Origin of the sequence: Lachnoclostridium sp. An169 (genome assembly GCF_002160525.1) — a bacterium.
GTDB lineage: Bacteria > Bacillota > Clostridia > Lachnospirales > Lachnospiraceae > Mediterraneibacter > Mediterraneibacter cottocaccae.
Window position 1 is genome coordinate 103,492 of sequence record NZ_NFKT01000009.1, and the last position, 16,809, is coordinate 120,300.

Genomic DNA, 16,809 nt, shown 5'->3' on the forward strand with positions numbered 1-16,809 from the left:
TGAGGGAATATGAGTAGTAAAAAGATGCTTTTGGGAGTTGTATGCTTCTGTATGATAATACTTTGCGCGTGTGGGGAAGAACAGGAAGCTGATGAGGAAAAACAGACCGGGCAGAATGCAGAAAAACCGGAGATTGTAATAGAGCTTCCGGTTCCGGAAAATGAAAGTGAAGAAACTTTGGAAGAAGCGAACCAGACCGGACCAGATGAATCGGAAAAGAAAGAATTTCTGATTTCCATTGATCCGGGACATCAGTCGCCGGAGGTTGATATGAGTGCAAAAGAGCCGAATGCCCCAGGAAGCAGCAATATGAAAACAAAAGCAACCGGCGGTACGACAGGCCGTTACTCAGGAATCCCGGAATATCAGCTGAATCTTGATATTTCATTAATGCTGCGGGATGAACTTGAAGCACAGGGATATGACGTTATCATGACGAGAGAAAATAATGATACCGCAATCAGTAATGCGGAAAGGGCAACTCTGGCAAATGAAGCTGGTGCAGATATTGCTGTAAGAATCCATGCAAACGGAAGTGAAAGCACCAGTGCAAACGGAGCATTGGTGCTGATCGGATCTTCGGATAATCCTTATGTCGGAAGCCTTTATGAAGAAAGTCTTAGCCTGGGGGAGAAAGTTCTTGATGCATACTGCAGTGCGACCGGAATGAAAAATCTTGGTGTGCAGACAAATGATACGATGACCGGAATTAACTGGAGCCAGATACCGGTCATCATCCTGGAAATGGGATTTATGACTAATGAACAGGACGATTTGAATATGGCGGATAGCGGCTATCGGGAGAAAATGGTAGAAGGTATTGTGACGGGAATAAATGCTTACTACGAATCAGTGAGAGGATGAAAAGCGGAGGAATGAGAAGGAATGTTTTGCAGAAGATGCGGATATAAACTGGAGGGACAGGAAAAATTCTGTCCGAGATGCGGAGAACCGGTTAGGGAAGAGTATATAGTGCAGGTTTACCGGGAAAAGCCGGGGGTGAAAAGTACACTTTTAAAAATAACAGGCATATTTTTGCTTATAGTAGCTTTTCTTCTTCTTCTGATAATTTCATACCGCGATGCTATCATGGTGTCAAAGGAACTTTTGCCTTATACTTCCGGTGAAAAATGGGGATTTATTAATCAGAAAACAGGAGAAGTTGAGATTGGTCAGCAGTATGACAATGTTACTGCTTTTAGAGGAACAGAGGCTCTTGCAAATAAAAACGGAGAGTGGATCCTGATCAACAGCCTTGGTGAAGAAAAAGGCAGTTTAGGAAAATTTGATTTTGCAGAACATTATTCCCAGGGAGTTTTTGTTGTATGGAAAGATGGGAAACAGGGTTTGATTGACAGAAAAGGGGAAATTATAGAACCGCTTCACTGTGATTCGATTGCTGTTGAGCAAATGGATGATCTGACCTTGTATACCTGCAGTGCTGACGATGGAGATGACAGGGAAATCTATCTGTTTCGTGGAGAAAAGCTTATATATGAAAAGTATACTGATATAGTGGTTTTAGACTGTGGAGGAACCCCATATATAATATTTGATAAAAATGGCACACGGGGTATCGGTACAACAGATGAAAAGGTAATCATTCAAAGCCAAAGGGAAGATTATATTATCTGTCCTTTTGGAATAAACGGCGGTTTTGTCTTTATGGAGATGAAGCAAGGCGAAGACGGAGGATATCATCCTGTAAGATGTCATGATGAAAACGGAGAATCATGTGATATACCGGCTGTTTTTTCTTTGAGAAATGTTCGCATGGAAGGTGAACAACATATGAGTTCCAATTTATTTCCGATAGAAGAAAACGGTATGAGAGGATATGCAGATGCAGATGGAAATATTGTAATCCAACCGCAGTTTGACGACGTGACAGGATTTTGGAATTCAGATTATGCTTTAGTCTATAAAGATAACGTACGGTATATTATCGATACAAAAGGCGGAATTTGTTTGAAATTAAATGACTACTGGGAGCTTGATACTTTAGCTGTCAATGGAATTATGCAACAAAAAGAATGGGCTGTGTATACAGATTATAGTTTGGGAGATAACTTGTTGATCAGAGCAGATGGTAAAATAATGATTCGCAGCTCTCAAATTATAGATTTTGGGAACAATTACTGTGTTCTTGTTGTAAATTCAGATGGGACGACTGACTTATATAATGCGGAGACTGGAGAAAAGGCAGTAGATGATGAGTGGGATGGACATGCTGTGCTGACGGGAACAAATTGGATGTATTTTTATAATCTGAATGAGGAAGGTTTGAGTATTCAATATTACTATAATATGTCAAGTGGAACAGGAATTACGGTAGAAGCTGATAAAGAAAAAAACAATTATGCATTCACGCAAAAAAGTGAGCTTGAAGATGATGTGGAGGGCGGTATGGAACAGTCGGAAACAGAAAAAGAAGAGGCTGAAGATTCTGAAGAACTGCCAGAAAAAACGAATGTTGATCCTTCCAAGCACGAACAGTTTATAGAAGAAAACAAGTTCACAGGAATTCCTACAGGACTATATCATGATGGCAAAGAGATTCACAGGGCCGATTTTTATATATCGGCGTCTTCTGTATTGGAACAAACGGGTTACAATTACGAAGAAGATAAGCTTGAAGATCTGGATGCATCGACTTGTTGGTCAGAGGGAGTCCCGGGAGATGGGACGAATGAAACGATTCTCTATACAAGTTCAGAACAGCAGAAAGTACGGGGGCTTGCAATTCTTCCGGGATTTACAAAGAGCGAAAAGCTATATGACTACAACAATATGCCTAGTGAAATAAGGATCGAATGCGGCGAAAAGATAATTTACTATGAGTTTTCCAGGAAGAGTGTGGATTTTTCCAGAGCAGATATGTTGGAAAATATGATCTACATAGATTTCGGCGAGGAAGTTGAGACAGATGAATGTAAGGTTACAATTACAGATGTGATAGAAGGAAAATGGGCGGACTGCTGTATCAGTGAGATGTTTCTGTATACGTAATGGAGTATGAAAAAGGAAAATAGGGAGGAAAGAAGTATGTTTTGCAAATGGTGTGGCGCAGAGGTAAAAAATACGGATATTTATTGCCCGAAATGTGGTAGAAAGTTAAATAATCCATCTGCAACTGACGAAAATAATATGTCGCCTGTGGTTCGGGCGGATAAGAAAACTCACAGGACAGGGATCATCGCAGCAGGAGTTCTGATACTGGCTGCAGTGATTGCCGCAGTTTTTTTGCTAGGAGGAAGAAGTTACAGGGAGACAGTGGATCAGTTTTTTGAGGCAACGTTTACAGCAGATGTGAACGCCATCGTTAAGTTGATACCGGATGCAGTTATTGAAAATGCAATGGAAGAAAATGGATATGACAGGGATGAAATGAGCGAGTTCCTTCAAGAAGGCGCTGAGACATTGCAGGAACAGATCAACAGGCTTGCGTCTTATCTGGGAGAGGACTGGGAAGTGTCGCATGATATTCTTGGAGCTGAAGATATTACAGGAGAAGAATTTGAAGAAATAAAAACGGCATATGACGATATGGATGCTGAAGTATCTTCCGCTAAAAGTGTGGAAGTAAAAATGACAGTTAAAAGCGGTGAAACAGAGAACAGCGTTCAGCTTAATATTCCGGTAATTAAAGTCGGACGGTCATGGTATCTGGATATTATGAATCTGGAAGATATTTTTTAACGACAAAGTGAGAAAAATGATATGCAATATGCGAATGATATTAAAATTAAAGATTTTTGGTTAGTCAGATAGCAAACAATAAAGGCGAAACAGAATATGTATTGTAAATGGTGTGGTGCAGAAGTACAAAATACGGATATCTATTGCTCGAAATGCGGCGGAAAAGTAGAGGATTATAAACCGTCTGGAGATTGGAGGAACGGGAAAAGGTTTAAGGTAGGAGTAATTGTAATAGGAGTACTGCTGATCGTGTTTGTGATTGCAGCAACTTTTGGGGTGGCAGGAAATGGTTGGAGAATAGCAGTGAACCAATTTTTTTGATGGAGTGCTTAAGTCAGATATGAATGCCGCCGTCAAGGTGATTCCAGAAGCTGTGCTTAAAAAAGCAATGAAAGAAAATGGATATAATAGCCTACAAATAAATGAGTTTCTTCAGGATACCCAGGAAATAATGGAGGAACAGCACGACTATATGATATCGCATTTGAATAACATCTGGGGAGAATGGGATGGTTGGTGGAGTCAATCCCATGATATTCTTGAAGACGAAAATATTACAGGAGAAGAATTAGAGAAAATAAAAGCTGCTTATGACGATATGGGGATTGAGGTATCTAAGGCTAAAAATGTAGAGGTAAAACTAACAGTCAGTCGTAGTGATAATACCGTAATGAGCACAACGATAAATATTCGAGTTATTAAGGTGGGATTTTCTTGGTATATAGATATTATGAATATGCAGGATATATTGCAAGAGTAAGGGAAATATCCGGGTAGATATGAAAAAGCAATGAAGTACGATATTTAGGTAAGTGAATGTAATTCATAAACGTACCTGACAAAAAGTTTATTTTTATACGGAGTGGAGTGTAAAGAGCAATGTATTGTGACAAATGCGGTATGCAACTAACTGACAAAGAAAAATTCTGTCCCAGATGTGGAAATAATATGCAAAAAAAGCAACAAGTAGGAGAAGCTACAAACAAGAAAAAAGGTAATAAGGATCAAAGAAAGCAAAAATCTGGAAAAACGCTTGTTATAGTTATTATCATTTTAACTAGTATCGTGGGGATAATTGCTGTACTGTATTACAACGGTTGGTTTAATAACTTTTTTAGAACTGATAAAGATGTGGAAGACAACAGTTTGGCAGAGATTAACAGAAGCTGTATTACAGTAGAAGAGAAGAATATAGTTATGGAAAATGATTCCGAGGGAACAGCAGAAATCATCGTAAAAATGCCGGATTATGCCACTTTGTTCAAAGATGCTTACAAAGCAGAAGATTCAGAAATGTATTTGTATGAGGCACTCAGCAAAAGCGAATATGAGATCAGAGAAATCCAGGCTGTCGCAGAAGTAACCCGCCAAAAAGGAATTACACAGGTTCATACAGATGAGGTCGTGGATGAACTATTAGAAAATGCTTTGTTAGAAGCGGCAAATGAGCTTGCGGAGGAAAATGAATGAAGGTAATGAGAAGAATAGTACCGATACTGTTGGCTGCTGCGTTATGTCTGGGGGACGTTCCGTTACTGCTATCCGCAGAGGAAAAGGCAATCCAATATACAGAAGAGGAGCAAAAAATAATTTATACGAGATACAAGGACCTGGAGCCCGCTCTCGAAGCAGTATTTTGCAGCGACGAGACAGTAGGATACTGGTCACTTGTAAACAATATTGAAAAAAATTCTGCATTTAACTGGGCATTAGATATCGCTGCAAAGATTATAGAACAGGATCTGGACAAAAAAGGATATGTGGAAATATTGACTAACCTCATGACAATGCAGGAAGGCGACCTGGCGGAATCCATATCACAGCAGAGCCAGTTCGATGATCTCAAAGACGCAGAGGATTATATTAAAGATGTGATTGACATTGCGGGCTCGTTTATAGGAAACAGTAAAATTTCAATGGTTTTTGATACTGCTACGGATGGGTGGGATGTGATAACAGAAGACATTGAACAGGCAAAATATTTCCAGGCATCGATCCAGGAATATACTCAGTTCCGGCAGTTCCTCAGCGCAATTGAAAATTATGCGGAAGATGAAGAACTGAGAAATGCGGCGGATTCTCTCATGGGGGTAAATGATACTTTATTAGAAAAGCGGCTGGAATACATGTCTGACAATGCAGAGACACTCGCAGAATATGACGCAAAATTTTTTCTTGAAGAACTTACTTTTCCGCTGTTAAAGAGTACAGACTTGTATCAGACGGATGAAACGCTTAAATGGTTTGTCGATGGAGGGGCAAAAATACAAGAAGCGCTTTTGTCCAATATTGGTCTAGGCGAATTTGTTTTCAAATCAGTGATGTTGGTGGGAGATATTGGATTTGGAACAGCGGATACTTTTTACCGTTATCAGGAAATGAAAGTCCTTGCCGATATAGCGGAAGCGATTACAGAAGCAAACAGCAAAATTTCTATTCCGGATAAATTTGCGTCTGGAGAAATTGGGAATATACAAGTTAAGTGTGATTATTATAAATCATTGTTAGTTACCCATGCAAGAGGGGAATATCTGATCTATCAACTCCTTATTAATGATGCTGGTCTTCTGTCACAGTTTCGTGTCTTATTTGAAATGTTTAACACGGATGGAGATACAACAGATGCCTGGTACAACGGGCAGGTTGACACTTTGGTTGAATATTATAATATTCTGTCAAATGTTTTTAATGTGGAGAACCGCAACAATATATCCGAAGGGAAAGAAGAAACTGCTTATCTTGAACTTTTGAATAATAAGGAATATCTGAATTATATTCCGGAATGGGAAGAACTCCTGGCAGAGCCGGAAAAATATGTGATTATCGATATCGATGGAGATGGGGGAAAAGAGCTGATTATTTCAGGAGATGATGGATGGGGATTTTATCTTTTTAGTGTCTTTGGCTATGACGATACATCTGGTGAAATATATGCTTTAGCATTTCCTGTGGAAGGTGGTTCCTTGGGTGGAGGGTATGTTTCTCAGTATTATGGAGACTTAATGTATTCGGAGCAATATCGGGCATTGGTTTATACAGAGTTGAACAATGGAATTTACTTTGGTGGTCGGGAATACGGGACGATTGAAGACCGCACGTTTGTGTTTGATTTTTCCACATGGTTCGAGACGGATGAAACGCAGGAGAAAATATATGGAATTACAAGATCAGGAAATACGGAACAAATAAGTGAAGCGGAATACCGCGCTTATCAGAATGAGTTAGTTGATCTGTCATGGAAACAGATAGGAGAAAAAGGTATTGAAAACTGGAAAACAGAATATTTAAATTATATTGAAGAACATGGAAAGAAATATGATTCTTTAACGGGATCCTATAGGGAACTTTACAAGTTAGTCAATATTAATAATGATAATATACCAGAGCTGTATATTTGCTATGGTTCAATAGCAGATGGGGATGTTATATGCAGTTATCATGAAGGAAAAGTAATAGAACAGTCGATGTATGTTTCGGGATTCTCTTATTTGGAAGGGCGGAATCTTTTTTGTGATTCTGGAGGACATATGGATGCTTATCACGATATTGTTTACTGTATGGAAAATGGAGAATTTAGACGAATATGCTATGGGGATTATGGAGCAGAAGATAACTCCAATGTTCAGTACGATTCAAACGGTTATCCAATTTACAAATATTACTGGAATGGAACAGAGGTGTCATCAGAAGAGGAATATATGAGGCTCCTGAATGAAGTTTATGATATTGAACAGGCGAGCAGTCCATTTGATAATACTGTATATGACAGCGAACTTGGACGTTATGTAGGAAATGGCTTGTGCGACTACGAAGAAATTAAGCAGGCAATAAACGAATATTAATTAATTTTCAGAAAAGGAAAATACAAGAGATAAATGAGGAGAAGAATAATCTTAATCGTACTTCTTATCCTTTTACTTCTTGGTGCAGGGGCAGCATGGTTTTTCTTCTTTTATCAGCCATCACCGATCATATCAGATGAAACGGAAGGTGGACAAGCTTACTTTGGGGACGGCGGTGATGAAAGGGAAAATGAAGGAGTATTGAATAAGAATGTACATGTCTTTATGGATGAAGATGCGGACGATGTAAATGCCGCAGTTAAGTCGGTAGAATATGGGGATGATGAGCTGATCTTAAAATTTGCAGAAAATACAGAAAATGGTTTGACCGGGCTTGGTACCGGAGACATTTTCTGGTTGGAAGGAGGAGACTCTACCCCACTGCAGGATACTTATATCGGAAAAGTCGTATCGAATACAATAGTGGGAGAAGAGCGCTTTGTATCGATAGAATCTCCGATGATCGATGAAGTGTTTGATCAGCTTTATCTGGATAATGAATTTCAGATCAGTGCAGCCGATATTGAAAATATATACACGGTTGAGGGTGTGACAATCACACCGGTTGCTGCGATCCAGGCTGACTTTATGGAGGATGCTGACACTGAACCGTCGGAAAATGCAACAGAAGTACAGAATATGTCGGCTGAAATTAGTAAAAAATATGTCGGGAGCGACAGTACGGTAAGTGCTGATCTTGGCAGTATCATTCTGAATATTAATGCAGATCTGACAGAACTGCTGGATGCTTTGGAAGACGGAAAACAGAAATCATCCGAAGAAGATGAAGAAAACGATAAGAAAAAAATCAGTGCTGAAGCCGGTACAAAATGTAAAGTTACAGGCAAGTTGGGACTGGAAGATTTAAAATTGAAGTTTACATTTGATTTTGATAAGGAACAGTATGGAATAAGAGAACTGTCTGCCGGAGTGAGTGGAAAGCAGGTGTTAAGTGCAGGAATTGAACTTGGACTTTCGGGAGAAGTGTCAGGAAAAACAACCCAGGAACAAATTCTGAGTTTTATAAAATTGCAGGGACTGAAACAAAAAGTATTCCCGATCGCTTATTTTGACTGCTCCTATAATGCCCCGGTTTACGTTTCAGGTATAGGAAATACCCTGAATAAAAATATTGAAAAACGTCACGAGTTTATGCCGCTTTCCTGTGGTTTTATGGTATATATTGATATTTATGGAAATCTTTCACTGGAAATGACTGCAGAATATGAATATACAAATAAATTTGAAAATAAGTTCGTGTTGGTAAAAGATGGAAATTTCATACATACCTTTGAAGGAAATGAAGATGAGCCGACAGTGGATTACCGGGTAGAGGTTAAAGCTGCTGCAGACGCTGACGTACATCTGGGGACATCCGCATTACTGTATTTTTTTAATATCAATCTCGTAGATGTGGGAATTGTAAAAGCAGGCGGAGAAATTCAGGGAAACGGAAGTCTGAAAGTGTCGGCACAGGAGGAGACGGATGAAGGATTAAATGCGTCGTTTTACGCCAGAATATATGCAAAAATACTGGATATAAAAGCATGCCTGAAGTTAAGCGCAAAGCTGTGGGGATTTCATGTGGATGCAGCTCTTGAGTGGGAAGGAACTCTGCTTGATTTGACGGTATTTGAGACCGGACAGAAAAGAGACACTCATTTTAATGAACAGACCATGTCATGGGAGAAGATGACGGCAGAGGATGAAGAGGCATTCTATTATAAAGGAACAAATGGCAAACTGTTGCGGGAATCGAAAAATCTTCTGAGCAGAGATGTGATCTATGAAGGGGACTTTTTTTCAATATGTGGGCTTGACCAGTCGTATATCTATGTGTTAGAGCCGGTTGAAGATGAATCCTATAATGTAAGAAGAATCAGTAAAGACGGAACAGTTACGAAAGTAATTCTGGAAGATGTGAAATATATTCTTCGAATGGAAGAAGATGTATTTTATTATGTGCCATCATTTACAGATACTCAGATTTATAAACTTGATCGTTCTACTTTGAAAAAAGAAAAATTTATGGAGTTTGATGAAAACGTGGAGATCATGGCGGAAGAGGAAGAAAACTTTCTTATTGCTACTCAGGAGGAGGATGCCTTTTCATGGCTGGTTGGACCAGATATCCGCTATTATTTGGTAACAGTCGATGGCGTGGAAATTGCAATGTATGAAGATGATCTGACACCGCAACAGTGTGTAAAGGATGATCTGGGAGAATATTATGTTGCTTTTGAAATTATTTCAAACGGCTATCTGCGCGAGACTGCTTCGAGAGGATACTGGCTGTCAGCGGATGAGAATTTTTATGTGGAAGCAGAGGGAATCTCTGGATGGCATCCTACAGAAGTTGGAATCTTAACAGAATTAGATAACGAAAATGGCGATTATAATGTGATACTCTATCAGGCTTCTGACGGTAACCCAAGAATAATCACGACAGTAAACAGTCGTACGGCATTCTTTACCTTTGTACAGGACAAGTCGGGGAACTGGTATTACATGGACCAGACAGATACTGAACTTGAGTTGTACAGGATGGATCCTTCATTCACATCAAAGACGAAGATTGCTACAGTAAGTTTAGAAGAGATTCCCTGCAATATGGAAGCCTGTTCTATGGAAATCGTGGAGAATAGGATCTTTTTTTATACAATGCCGTCCTGGTCAGAATCGGAAGTGCTGTATCGTTATAACTTGTATTGAGGAAATGAAAATGAAGAGAGGAAAAGCAGTTCTTATAGGTGCGTTGCTGGCTGTTCTGATAACAGGACATGCCAAAGCACAGGAAAATGCGTCTGAAACAGTGCCGAAAGAATTTTCTGGAACAAGGACTACGATTTGCCGGATAGCGCAATCGGATCTGGATAATTTTGTGTCTGGAGGCAGAGCATCACTGGAGATGGTACTTGTTCAAAATCAGCAGGAATGGTTTACATGTATGACAAAGTCGCAGGGGAGAAATCTATATCTGGTCCTGACATTTTCTTTTGAGTCTTATGATGATTATGAAGAAAAAGTGACTTATCTTCTGGGACAGGACCCGGTTACAACGTATAGAAGTGAAGACCAGCCTTACATGGAAAATTTTTCTCCAGAAGAGTTGTTTAATTATCTTGAACTGGCAATGGAGCAGAAGTATATGACAGAGGAAGATGGGCTCACAGAATTTATGCGGGTTCAGGCAGATACAGTAGAACTGAATGGAACGGAATATACTGGTTCAAGAGCTCTGAATACAGGAAAAGCAGAAAACATCTCGTTTGAAAATGTCCATGTTATTACATATCTGGAAGAAAACGGAGACTGGACAAGAAAGATTGAGTGTAGTACAGATGAAAAAAATTCTGACAGGATATTTTCGGTAATGAAAGAGCGGAGCAATTCGTGTAATGCTTCCTTTGAAAATGATACACGAACCTGCAGCATTACTTTTACAGCTGGGACAGAAGAAGAACTCGTTAAAAAAACGATGATGGTCTTAGAAACTTCAGTAAATATCAGACACCGGAAATATTATAAAGATGATAGTACTGTAAGGATGGAAACAGAGGAAAGCATAGATGCGGAAGCACTGTTAACAAAGGAAGGTGGATTCAGCTGGCAGATGGAACTTACGGAGGATTATATTAATCTGTCGGGGCAACTGCTGACGAATGAAGAAGAATCAGGTTCGCAAAATAAGGAAGCGACAACAACTGTAAGAGAGAATACAGTCATTTATGAAGGACGGGAAGGAGAAGTGAAATTTTATTATGATGAAGCAGTAATGTGTGACTGTATCTTGATACAGACCGATTTGTCAGACGAACTGAGCAAATTAAAGAGGACGATTACGTTTTGTATGGATGGAAGAATTGCGGATGATTATCACGAGCAGATCAAAGAAGAAATAAGCAGCAGAATGCAGGACGGAGACAGTCTTCGTATTTATGATGATAGGGGAAAACGCTTTTATGAAGTGAGTTTTCAGTCGTGGTTTGTCAAAGATATAGAAAGTTTTACGGAAGAGATGCTCGGAGTAGAAAAAGTTTCTTTTGAAGTAGAAAGAAAAGTATTTCCAGTGATGGAGAGCAGTATAGAGGAAAGTTTTTCTTTACCTGTCGGTAAGGCAAATACGTATTCCGGGAAGATTGAACTGCTGTATATCCTGCCGGATCACGCAGAAAGCTCTGGAATAGAGAATACTGGTTCACAGGTGATGTATACATGTAATGATAATGGGAGATATTCAGAGAAAATTGAATTTACCTGTTTTCATTATAAAAAGTTGGTACTGTATATTATCGCCGTATTCCTTCTTGCTGTTGTAACTGTGGCAGTGCTTGGAGTGATCAGGAACAAAAAGAGACTATGGGTTGCGGTTAAGCAAGAAAGAGGAAGTAAAAAGAAGAGGGAAGCAAAAAAAGAAGTAGCCATACGATCTGTAGCAGGTCAAAGTGCAGAGTGGCAGAATAGATATTGTCCAAGATGCGGTGCTCTGCATAAAAAGGGAGGAAAATTCTGCGGGAAATGTGGATATAAGTTTTAAAAGCACGTAAACTTGTTAGAATAATATGCAGATAGACTTATAAATCGAAAAAATGATTTACAAATCAATTCTCTGGTCTATAATAGATATTATAGAAATCAAAAAGGATGGTAGAAAGTAATGCTTATAAGCTACAGATTTAATAATTTCTGTTCCTTTTACGGAGACAGCGAGTTCAGCATGTGTGCATCCGGCGGGAAGGTACTGCGCCGCTTCCCTGATAATTACACAAAAACGGATAATGGGTATTCTCTGTTGAAAACTGCAGTGATGGTCGGAGAAAATGCAGGAGGCAAATCTAATTTTATAAAAAGCCTTCGTTTCCTGAAAAGCCTGTTTAAAAATAACGAACAGGTAAAAGCATTTTATCCCTATTTGAACAGTGCTGCACTGAAAGAGAAAGAAGAGACTACCCAGACCTTTGAGATTGTATTCCGGGCCGACAATTCCCGAGTTTATAAATACGACCTGAAAATTGATGTGTCAGGAATCAGCAGGGAAGCTTTATCTGTTGCAGAGAAAAAAAGGTCGAGACCAAAGCAGGTTCTGGAAATTGAAAGAATCGAAGATGGCAGGGGCTATGAGACTGTGGGAGAAAAGGTAAAGGCAGGAGCGAAAAAACTTCCGGCAGCCAGACAGGGAAGTATGGGGCTGTTCGTGACTAAACTTGCTCTTTTGGGAGATGAGGATGCAGAGGCAGTGGTAAACTGGATGAACCACAGACTTTGTACAGAAAGTATTACGCCGGATATGGAATCAGATGAGGTGCGTCTGGAGGAGGATATGAAGATTCTGAAAGATGAACGGTATCTGGAAATTTTCAGGATGGTCGATTATAGTATCTGTGCGATAGAAGTGGATGAAGAAAAGCCGTACAGTAAGACTTTGATAATAAGGAAAAATAAAAACGGAACGGAGTATGTACGAGAGCTTCAGATGGATTCGGCGGGGGTCAAAGAGTTTTTTGCCTGGGCAGTCCAGATTTTTAGGGTAGTATATCAGGACAAAGTCGTGTTTGCTGACGAAATGGATCGTGTGCTCAACCCGGTACTTTCAGATAGGGTTATCGCTTATATTAACGGAAAAAGACACCATGGACAGTTCATCTTTTCTACTCATAATGTACTTCATCTGGATCTTCAGACTTATATGAAAGAGCAGATATACTTTGTTACAAAAGAGCCGGAAACACTGTTGTCTGAAATTTATTCTCTGGCTGATTTTCCGGAAGTAAGATACCAGACAGCAAAAGTGTATGAATTTTATATGAAAGGTATTTTGGGAGGAACAGCATTTGAGCAGACCTAAAAGAGAACTGAAGAAGAGATTTATCGTATTTTGTGAGGGAGACACGGAGTATAATTATATAGATAAGATGCGAAAAAATAAGGGAGTGCAGGTTGCCTTAAAGCCGATCAATATGCATGGTGGCGGATATGCCAATTTTCTGGAGAAGATCAGAACAGAAGCGCAAAGCAATTGCCTTGCCAAATTTGTAATTATTGACGCAGATCGTATTATGAAACATTCCGGCGAAAAAGAAAAGTTCAAAGAATTGCTGGATTACTGCAGAATTCAGAATCAAAGAGGAAAGATTCCTCATTTTCTGATCGTAAATAATCCGGATTTTGAATATATCGCTTGCCTTCATGACAGTTCCTATAAAGGAGAGAATGCAGATCGATATATTAAAAATGTTTTTGGAGTAAGCAGTGTTCAGAATTTTAAAGGAATGGCAGAAATTTATACGTTTCTGAACCAGAAAGAAAGATCGTATCAGAATATGCTTGCATATTTAAGAGATAAAAAGAAATTAGTACGTAATATCTATGCTGTAAAAAGGAAGACATTTGATATAGTAATTCATAAAACAGAAATAGATTGGGACATGCTTTATGGAAAAAACAGTAATATAGAAGAATTTTTTGATGTGATCGACTGGTAGACTGTTTTTATAAAAATCAGGGAGAACGAAAATGTTGAATGAAATTTTATTATACGGAGGATCAGTTCTTGCAGCTGCTGCACTTATTGCAGGAGCGGTGTATTTTATAATTGCCAGAATCAGAAAGGCACAGCTGGATATACAGTATGATAAAGAGTATGGAGAACGAACAAAAGAAAAGGGATAAAATTACATTTTAAAAACAAGGAGTACCCCATGGATAACGTGAGATACTCCTTTTTATTATACGCCTTTCGGCGGATTCTTATGCAATATTATTATCATAAAGTTTCCAGAAAATTTAATAATGCGCTGTACTGATTCGGATCAAGTCTGGCAGCGTACTGGAGCAGCCTGCGCTGCTGTTCGGTAATAGTAATCTTGACATCATTTTCTCCATCTTCAAGGAAAAATTGAGAAAGAGTGATCCCAAAAGCGTCACAGAGCCTGATCAGCGACGGAATCGTAGGGAGCATATTTTTTCGATACCAGGAAGAAATGGTTGACTGGGTAAGATCTGAGTTTTCAGCCAACTGGTACTCTGTCCAGTTTCGCTCCAAGCGCAGTTGCGTAATCCTGTCTAATACATCCACGATAGCAGTCACCTCCAGAAAATAGTATTGTCAAATTCAGATAGAGATAATTATAAGAGAATTCCATATTGCAAAATAAAACGCTAAAGCGTATAATAATAACGATAATACATACTAGCGTTTGTTTAGTGGAGAGAAAGATGAGATTAAAAGTAGTGGTTTTAGACCCGGATAAAGTTTTTGTTAAACGATTTGGTGAGGCGTTTCAATACAAATATTCAGATGAGATTGGATTAATTCTTTTTTCAGACGAAAGCACCTGCTTGGAGAATATGCAAGAGCTTTGCCCAGATGTTGTTTTGTTTGATGAGACAGTAAAAATCCCGGAAAATGTCATTCCGGAAAGTACAGCATACGGGTACCTGGGAAATAAGCCGGGTGTAAAAGAAAAAGAAGGAATTCCGGTTATTTTTAAATATCAGAATGTAGATATGATTTATCAAAATATCCGGACTATATCTTCTGCGGAGGCAGAAGACGATTATCTTGACCATATCCTTGCTGATACGCGGATGGTAGTGTTTATTTCTGCGCAGGGTGGTTGCGGGACGTCTGCTGCTGCAGCGGCATATGCGCTTCGGCGTGCGGCGGATCAGAAAAAAATCTTTTATCTTAATATGGAAAAGTTTGGCAATTCAAATCTGTACTTTTCCGGTGAAGAAAGCCAGGAGGCTGCAGGGATACAGCAGGATTTGTCAGGGGTGGATGCTTTCAGCGGATACAGAGACAGCTCTGTGTTATCTGAAAACGACGATAAAGCTTTGCAGGTACAGTTGGAAAACTGCTTTAAGGTACAAAAATATGATGAGTTGGTTATAGATCTGTCTGGAAATATGGAACCCAAAATCTTCAAAGACATAAGCGGCTGCGCAGACCGGATTGTATATGTGACGGACGGAAGTCTTTCGGGACGCGATAAATTTACGCGTTTTTGTGAAGCTGTAAAAAGCTTGGAACAGAAAAACAGCAGCATTTTGGAAAAAGTGGTTCTTATGTATAACCGTTTTGATCCTGCAGACTGCGAGCAGATTGTCAGCCCTCCGGTTCCTGTCATGGGTGGAATCGTCCGATTTGAAAGTGTTTCAGGGAGAGAGCTTGCTGAGAGAATATCACAGATTGGATTTGTTGGTAAAATCTGACGTTCGGAAGGAAGTTGAAAATGAATATATTTAACTGTGTCGAGGAGAATGGAAAAACATATCTGATTTATGAGAAGAAACCGGAGGAAAAACTGGACAGACTTACATTGGAAATGTTGGAAAACAATCAGATCCCGGGAACTGTCCCTGTCAGCTTCAGTAGTAAGGCTGATGAAGTCAGAATGAAATATGAGATTACCGGTCTTGGCACTTTGAAAGAGTATCTGGCAGGTGAAGTGAAACGGAATCAGATTCTTGCGGTGATAGAAGCAATAGCAGATGTTGTGATTACTGGCGGCGATTATATGCTTCTGCAATCTTCTTATATATTGGACGAGTCAACAATTTTTGTAAATCCGCAGTCAGAAGCTGTGGTAATGATCGTAGTCCCTGTGGAGAGAATAGCGGATGAACCGTGTGCCTTTTTCAGAAAACTTCTTTTTGATCTTCACTATGATCAGAGCGAGGACTGCAGTTTTGTTGCCGCACTGCTTAACTTTTTGGGCGCAAAAGAAAAGTTTTCGTTTGATGCATTGAAAAAGGAGATATTCACTTTGTGCAACGAAACACTGAATAAAGCTATCACAGATGTGAAAGCAGCACCCGTGACGACAGGTGAGCCTTTTAGTGATCTGCAGGACAAAAAAGATTCCAGTGAAGAACTATATCAACAGAAAAACACAGATCAATGGGAAGATGAAGACGATTCGGATGAAACGGTTCTTCTGGGAGAAGAGACAGAAGCTCATTTCCCGAGATTTCTGATCCATCGTATAAAAACAGGTGAAACCTATGAAATAAAAGAAAAGATGGTGCGAATCGGAAGAAGCCCTTCTGTGTGTGAGATCTGTCTTCTGGGAAATCGCGGTATAGGAAGGATTCACGCCATTTTGCATGTAAATGACGGAAATGTCTATATAGAAGATAATGGATCAAAAAATAAAACATATCTTGATGGCGAGCAGATTATACCGGGAGAAAAACCAAAAATTCTCCATTCAGGCGCCAAGCTCCGTCTGGGGAATGAGGAGTTGGAGTTTGAGATCTGCTGACA

The 16,809-nt window shown here is 39.5% G+C and carries 15 protein-coding genes; 14 read left to right on the forward strand and 1 reads right to left on the reverse strand.

All coding sequences use genetic code 11. The annotated features are described in order from the left end of the window. Nucleotides 1-51: 51 nt before the first annotated feature. The 12 genes from B5F07_RS08650 to B5F07_RS22615 all read left to right on the forward strand — a co-directional run bounded on the left by B5F07_RS08650 (nt 52) and on the right by B5F07_RS22615 (nt 14,210). Nucleotides 52-864: an N-acetylmuramoyl-L-alanine amidase family protein gene (locus tag B5F07_RS08650; protein ID WP_242972474.1), complete on the forward strand. Its 813-nt coding sequence runs from the start codon at nt 52-54 to the stop codon at nt 862-864. 21 nt (nt 865-885) lie between these two features. Then, nucleotides 886-3,009 (forward strand): NADase-type glycan-binding domain-containing protein, encoded by a 2,124-nt coding sequence (locus B5F07_RS08655; RefSeq protein ID WP_087160877.1) that lies wholly within the window; start codon nt 886-888, stop codon nt 3,007-3,009. Between the two features lie 36 nt (nt 3,010-3,045). Next, nucleotides 3,046-3,699: a zinc-ribbon domain-containing protein gene (locus tag B5F07_RS08660; RefSeq protein ID WP_162613081.1), complete on the forward strand. Its 654-nt coding sequence runs from the start codon at nt 3,046-3,048 to the stop codon at nt 3,697-3,699. Between the two features lie 96 nt (nt 3,700-3,795). Then, nucleotides 3,796-4,020, forward strand: a complete 225-nt coding sequence (locus tag B5F07_RS08665; protein ID WP_087160879.1) for a zinc-ribbon domain-containing protein — start codon at nt 3,796-3,798, stop codon at nt 4,018-4,020. Nucleotides 4,021-4,072: 52 nt separating this feature from the next. Further along, nucleotides 4,073-4,459 carry a hypothetical protein gene (locus tag B5F07_RS08670; RefSeq protein ID WP_140397996.1) on the forward strand — a complete coding sequence of 129 codons (387 nt, stop codon included), beginning with the start codon at nt 4,073-4,075 and terminating at the stop codon, nt 4,457-4,459. Between the two features lie 119 nt (nt 4,460-4,578). Continuing rightward, nucleotides 4,579-5,169 (forward strand): zinc-ribbon domain-containing protein, encoded by a 591-nt coding sequence (locus B5F07_RS08675; protein ID WP_087160881.1) that lies wholly within the window; start codon nt 4,579-4,581, stop codon nt 5,167-5,169. Continuing rightward, on the forward strand, nt 5,166-7,541 hold the full coding sequence (locus tag B5F07_RS08680; RefSeq protein ID WP_087160882.1) for a hypothetical protein: 2,376 nt from the start codon (nt 5,166-5,168) through the stop codon (nt 7,539-7,541). Before B5F07_RS08675 ends, B5F07_RS08680 begins: the two co-directional genes overlap by 4 nt. A 33-nt stretch (nt 7,542-7,574) precedes the next feature. Further along, complete coding sequence (locus tag B5F07_RS08685; RefSeq protein WP_087160883.1) at nt 7,575-10,253, forward strand: hypothetical protein; 2,679 nt, start codon at nt 7,575-7,577, stop codon at nt 10,251-10,253. Nucleotides 10,254-10,263: 10 nt separating this feature from the next. Beyond that, nucleotides 10,264-12,078 carry a zinc ribbon domain-containing protein gene (locus tag B5F07_RS08690; protein WP_087160884.1) on the forward strand — a complete coding sequence of 605 codons (1,815 nt, stop codon included), beginning with the start codon at nt 10,264-10,266 and terminating at the stop codon, nt 12,076-12,078. Nucleotides 12,079-12,198: 120 nt separating this feature from the next. Next, complete coding sequence (locus B5F07_RS08695; RefSeq protein ID WP_087160885.1) at nt 12,199-13,386, forward strand: AAA family ATPase; 1,188 nt, start codon at nt 12,199-12,201, stop codon at nt 13,384-13,386. Further along, nucleotides 13,373-14,023, forward strand: coding sequence for an RloB domain-containing protein (locus B5F07_RS08700; RefSeq protein ID WP_087160886.1), 651 nt, complete (start codon nt 13,373-13,375; stop codon nt 14,021-14,023). The genes B5F07_RS08695 and B5F07_RS08700 overlap by 14 nt, the downstream gene beginning before the upstream one ends. A gap of 31 nt (nt 14,024-14,054) precedes the next feature. Further along, on the forward strand, nt 14,055-14,210 hold the full coding sequence (locus tag B5F07_RS22615; RefSeq protein WP_162613082.1) for a hypothetical protein: 156 nt from the start codon (nt 14,055-14,057) through the stop codon (nt 14,208-14,210). Nucleotides 14,211-14,304: 94 nt separating this feature from the next. On the opposite strand, the gene B5F07_RS08705 is transcribed toward B5F07_RS22615, so the two are convergent. Further along, nucleotides 14,305-14,616, reverse strand: a complete 312-nt coding sequence (locus B5F07_RS08705; protein WP_330397769.1) for a helix-turn-helix domain-containing protein — start codon at nt 14,614-14,616, stop codon at nt 14,305-14,307. 140 nt (nt 14,617-14,756) lie between these two features. Between B5F07_RS08705 and B5F07_RS08710 the strand changes: the two genes are divergently transcribed. Both B5F07_RS08710 and B5F07_RS08715 read left to right on the forward strand, forming a co-directional pair. Next, nucleotides 14,757-15,755 carry a hypothetical protein gene (locus B5F07_RS08710; protein WP_140397997.1) on the forward strand — a complete coding sequence of 333 codons (999 nt, stop codon included), beginning with the start codon at nt 14,757-14,759 and terminating at the stop codon, nt 15,753-15,755. Between the two features lie 20 nt (nt 15,756-15,775). Then, on the forward strand, nt 15,776-16,807 hold the full coding sequence (locus B5F07_RS08715) for a DUF6382 domain-containing protein (protein WP_087160888.1): 1,032 nt from the start codon (nt 15,776-15,778) through the stop codon (nt 16,805-16,807). The last annotated feature ends 2 nt before the right edge of the window (nt 16,808-16,809 follow it).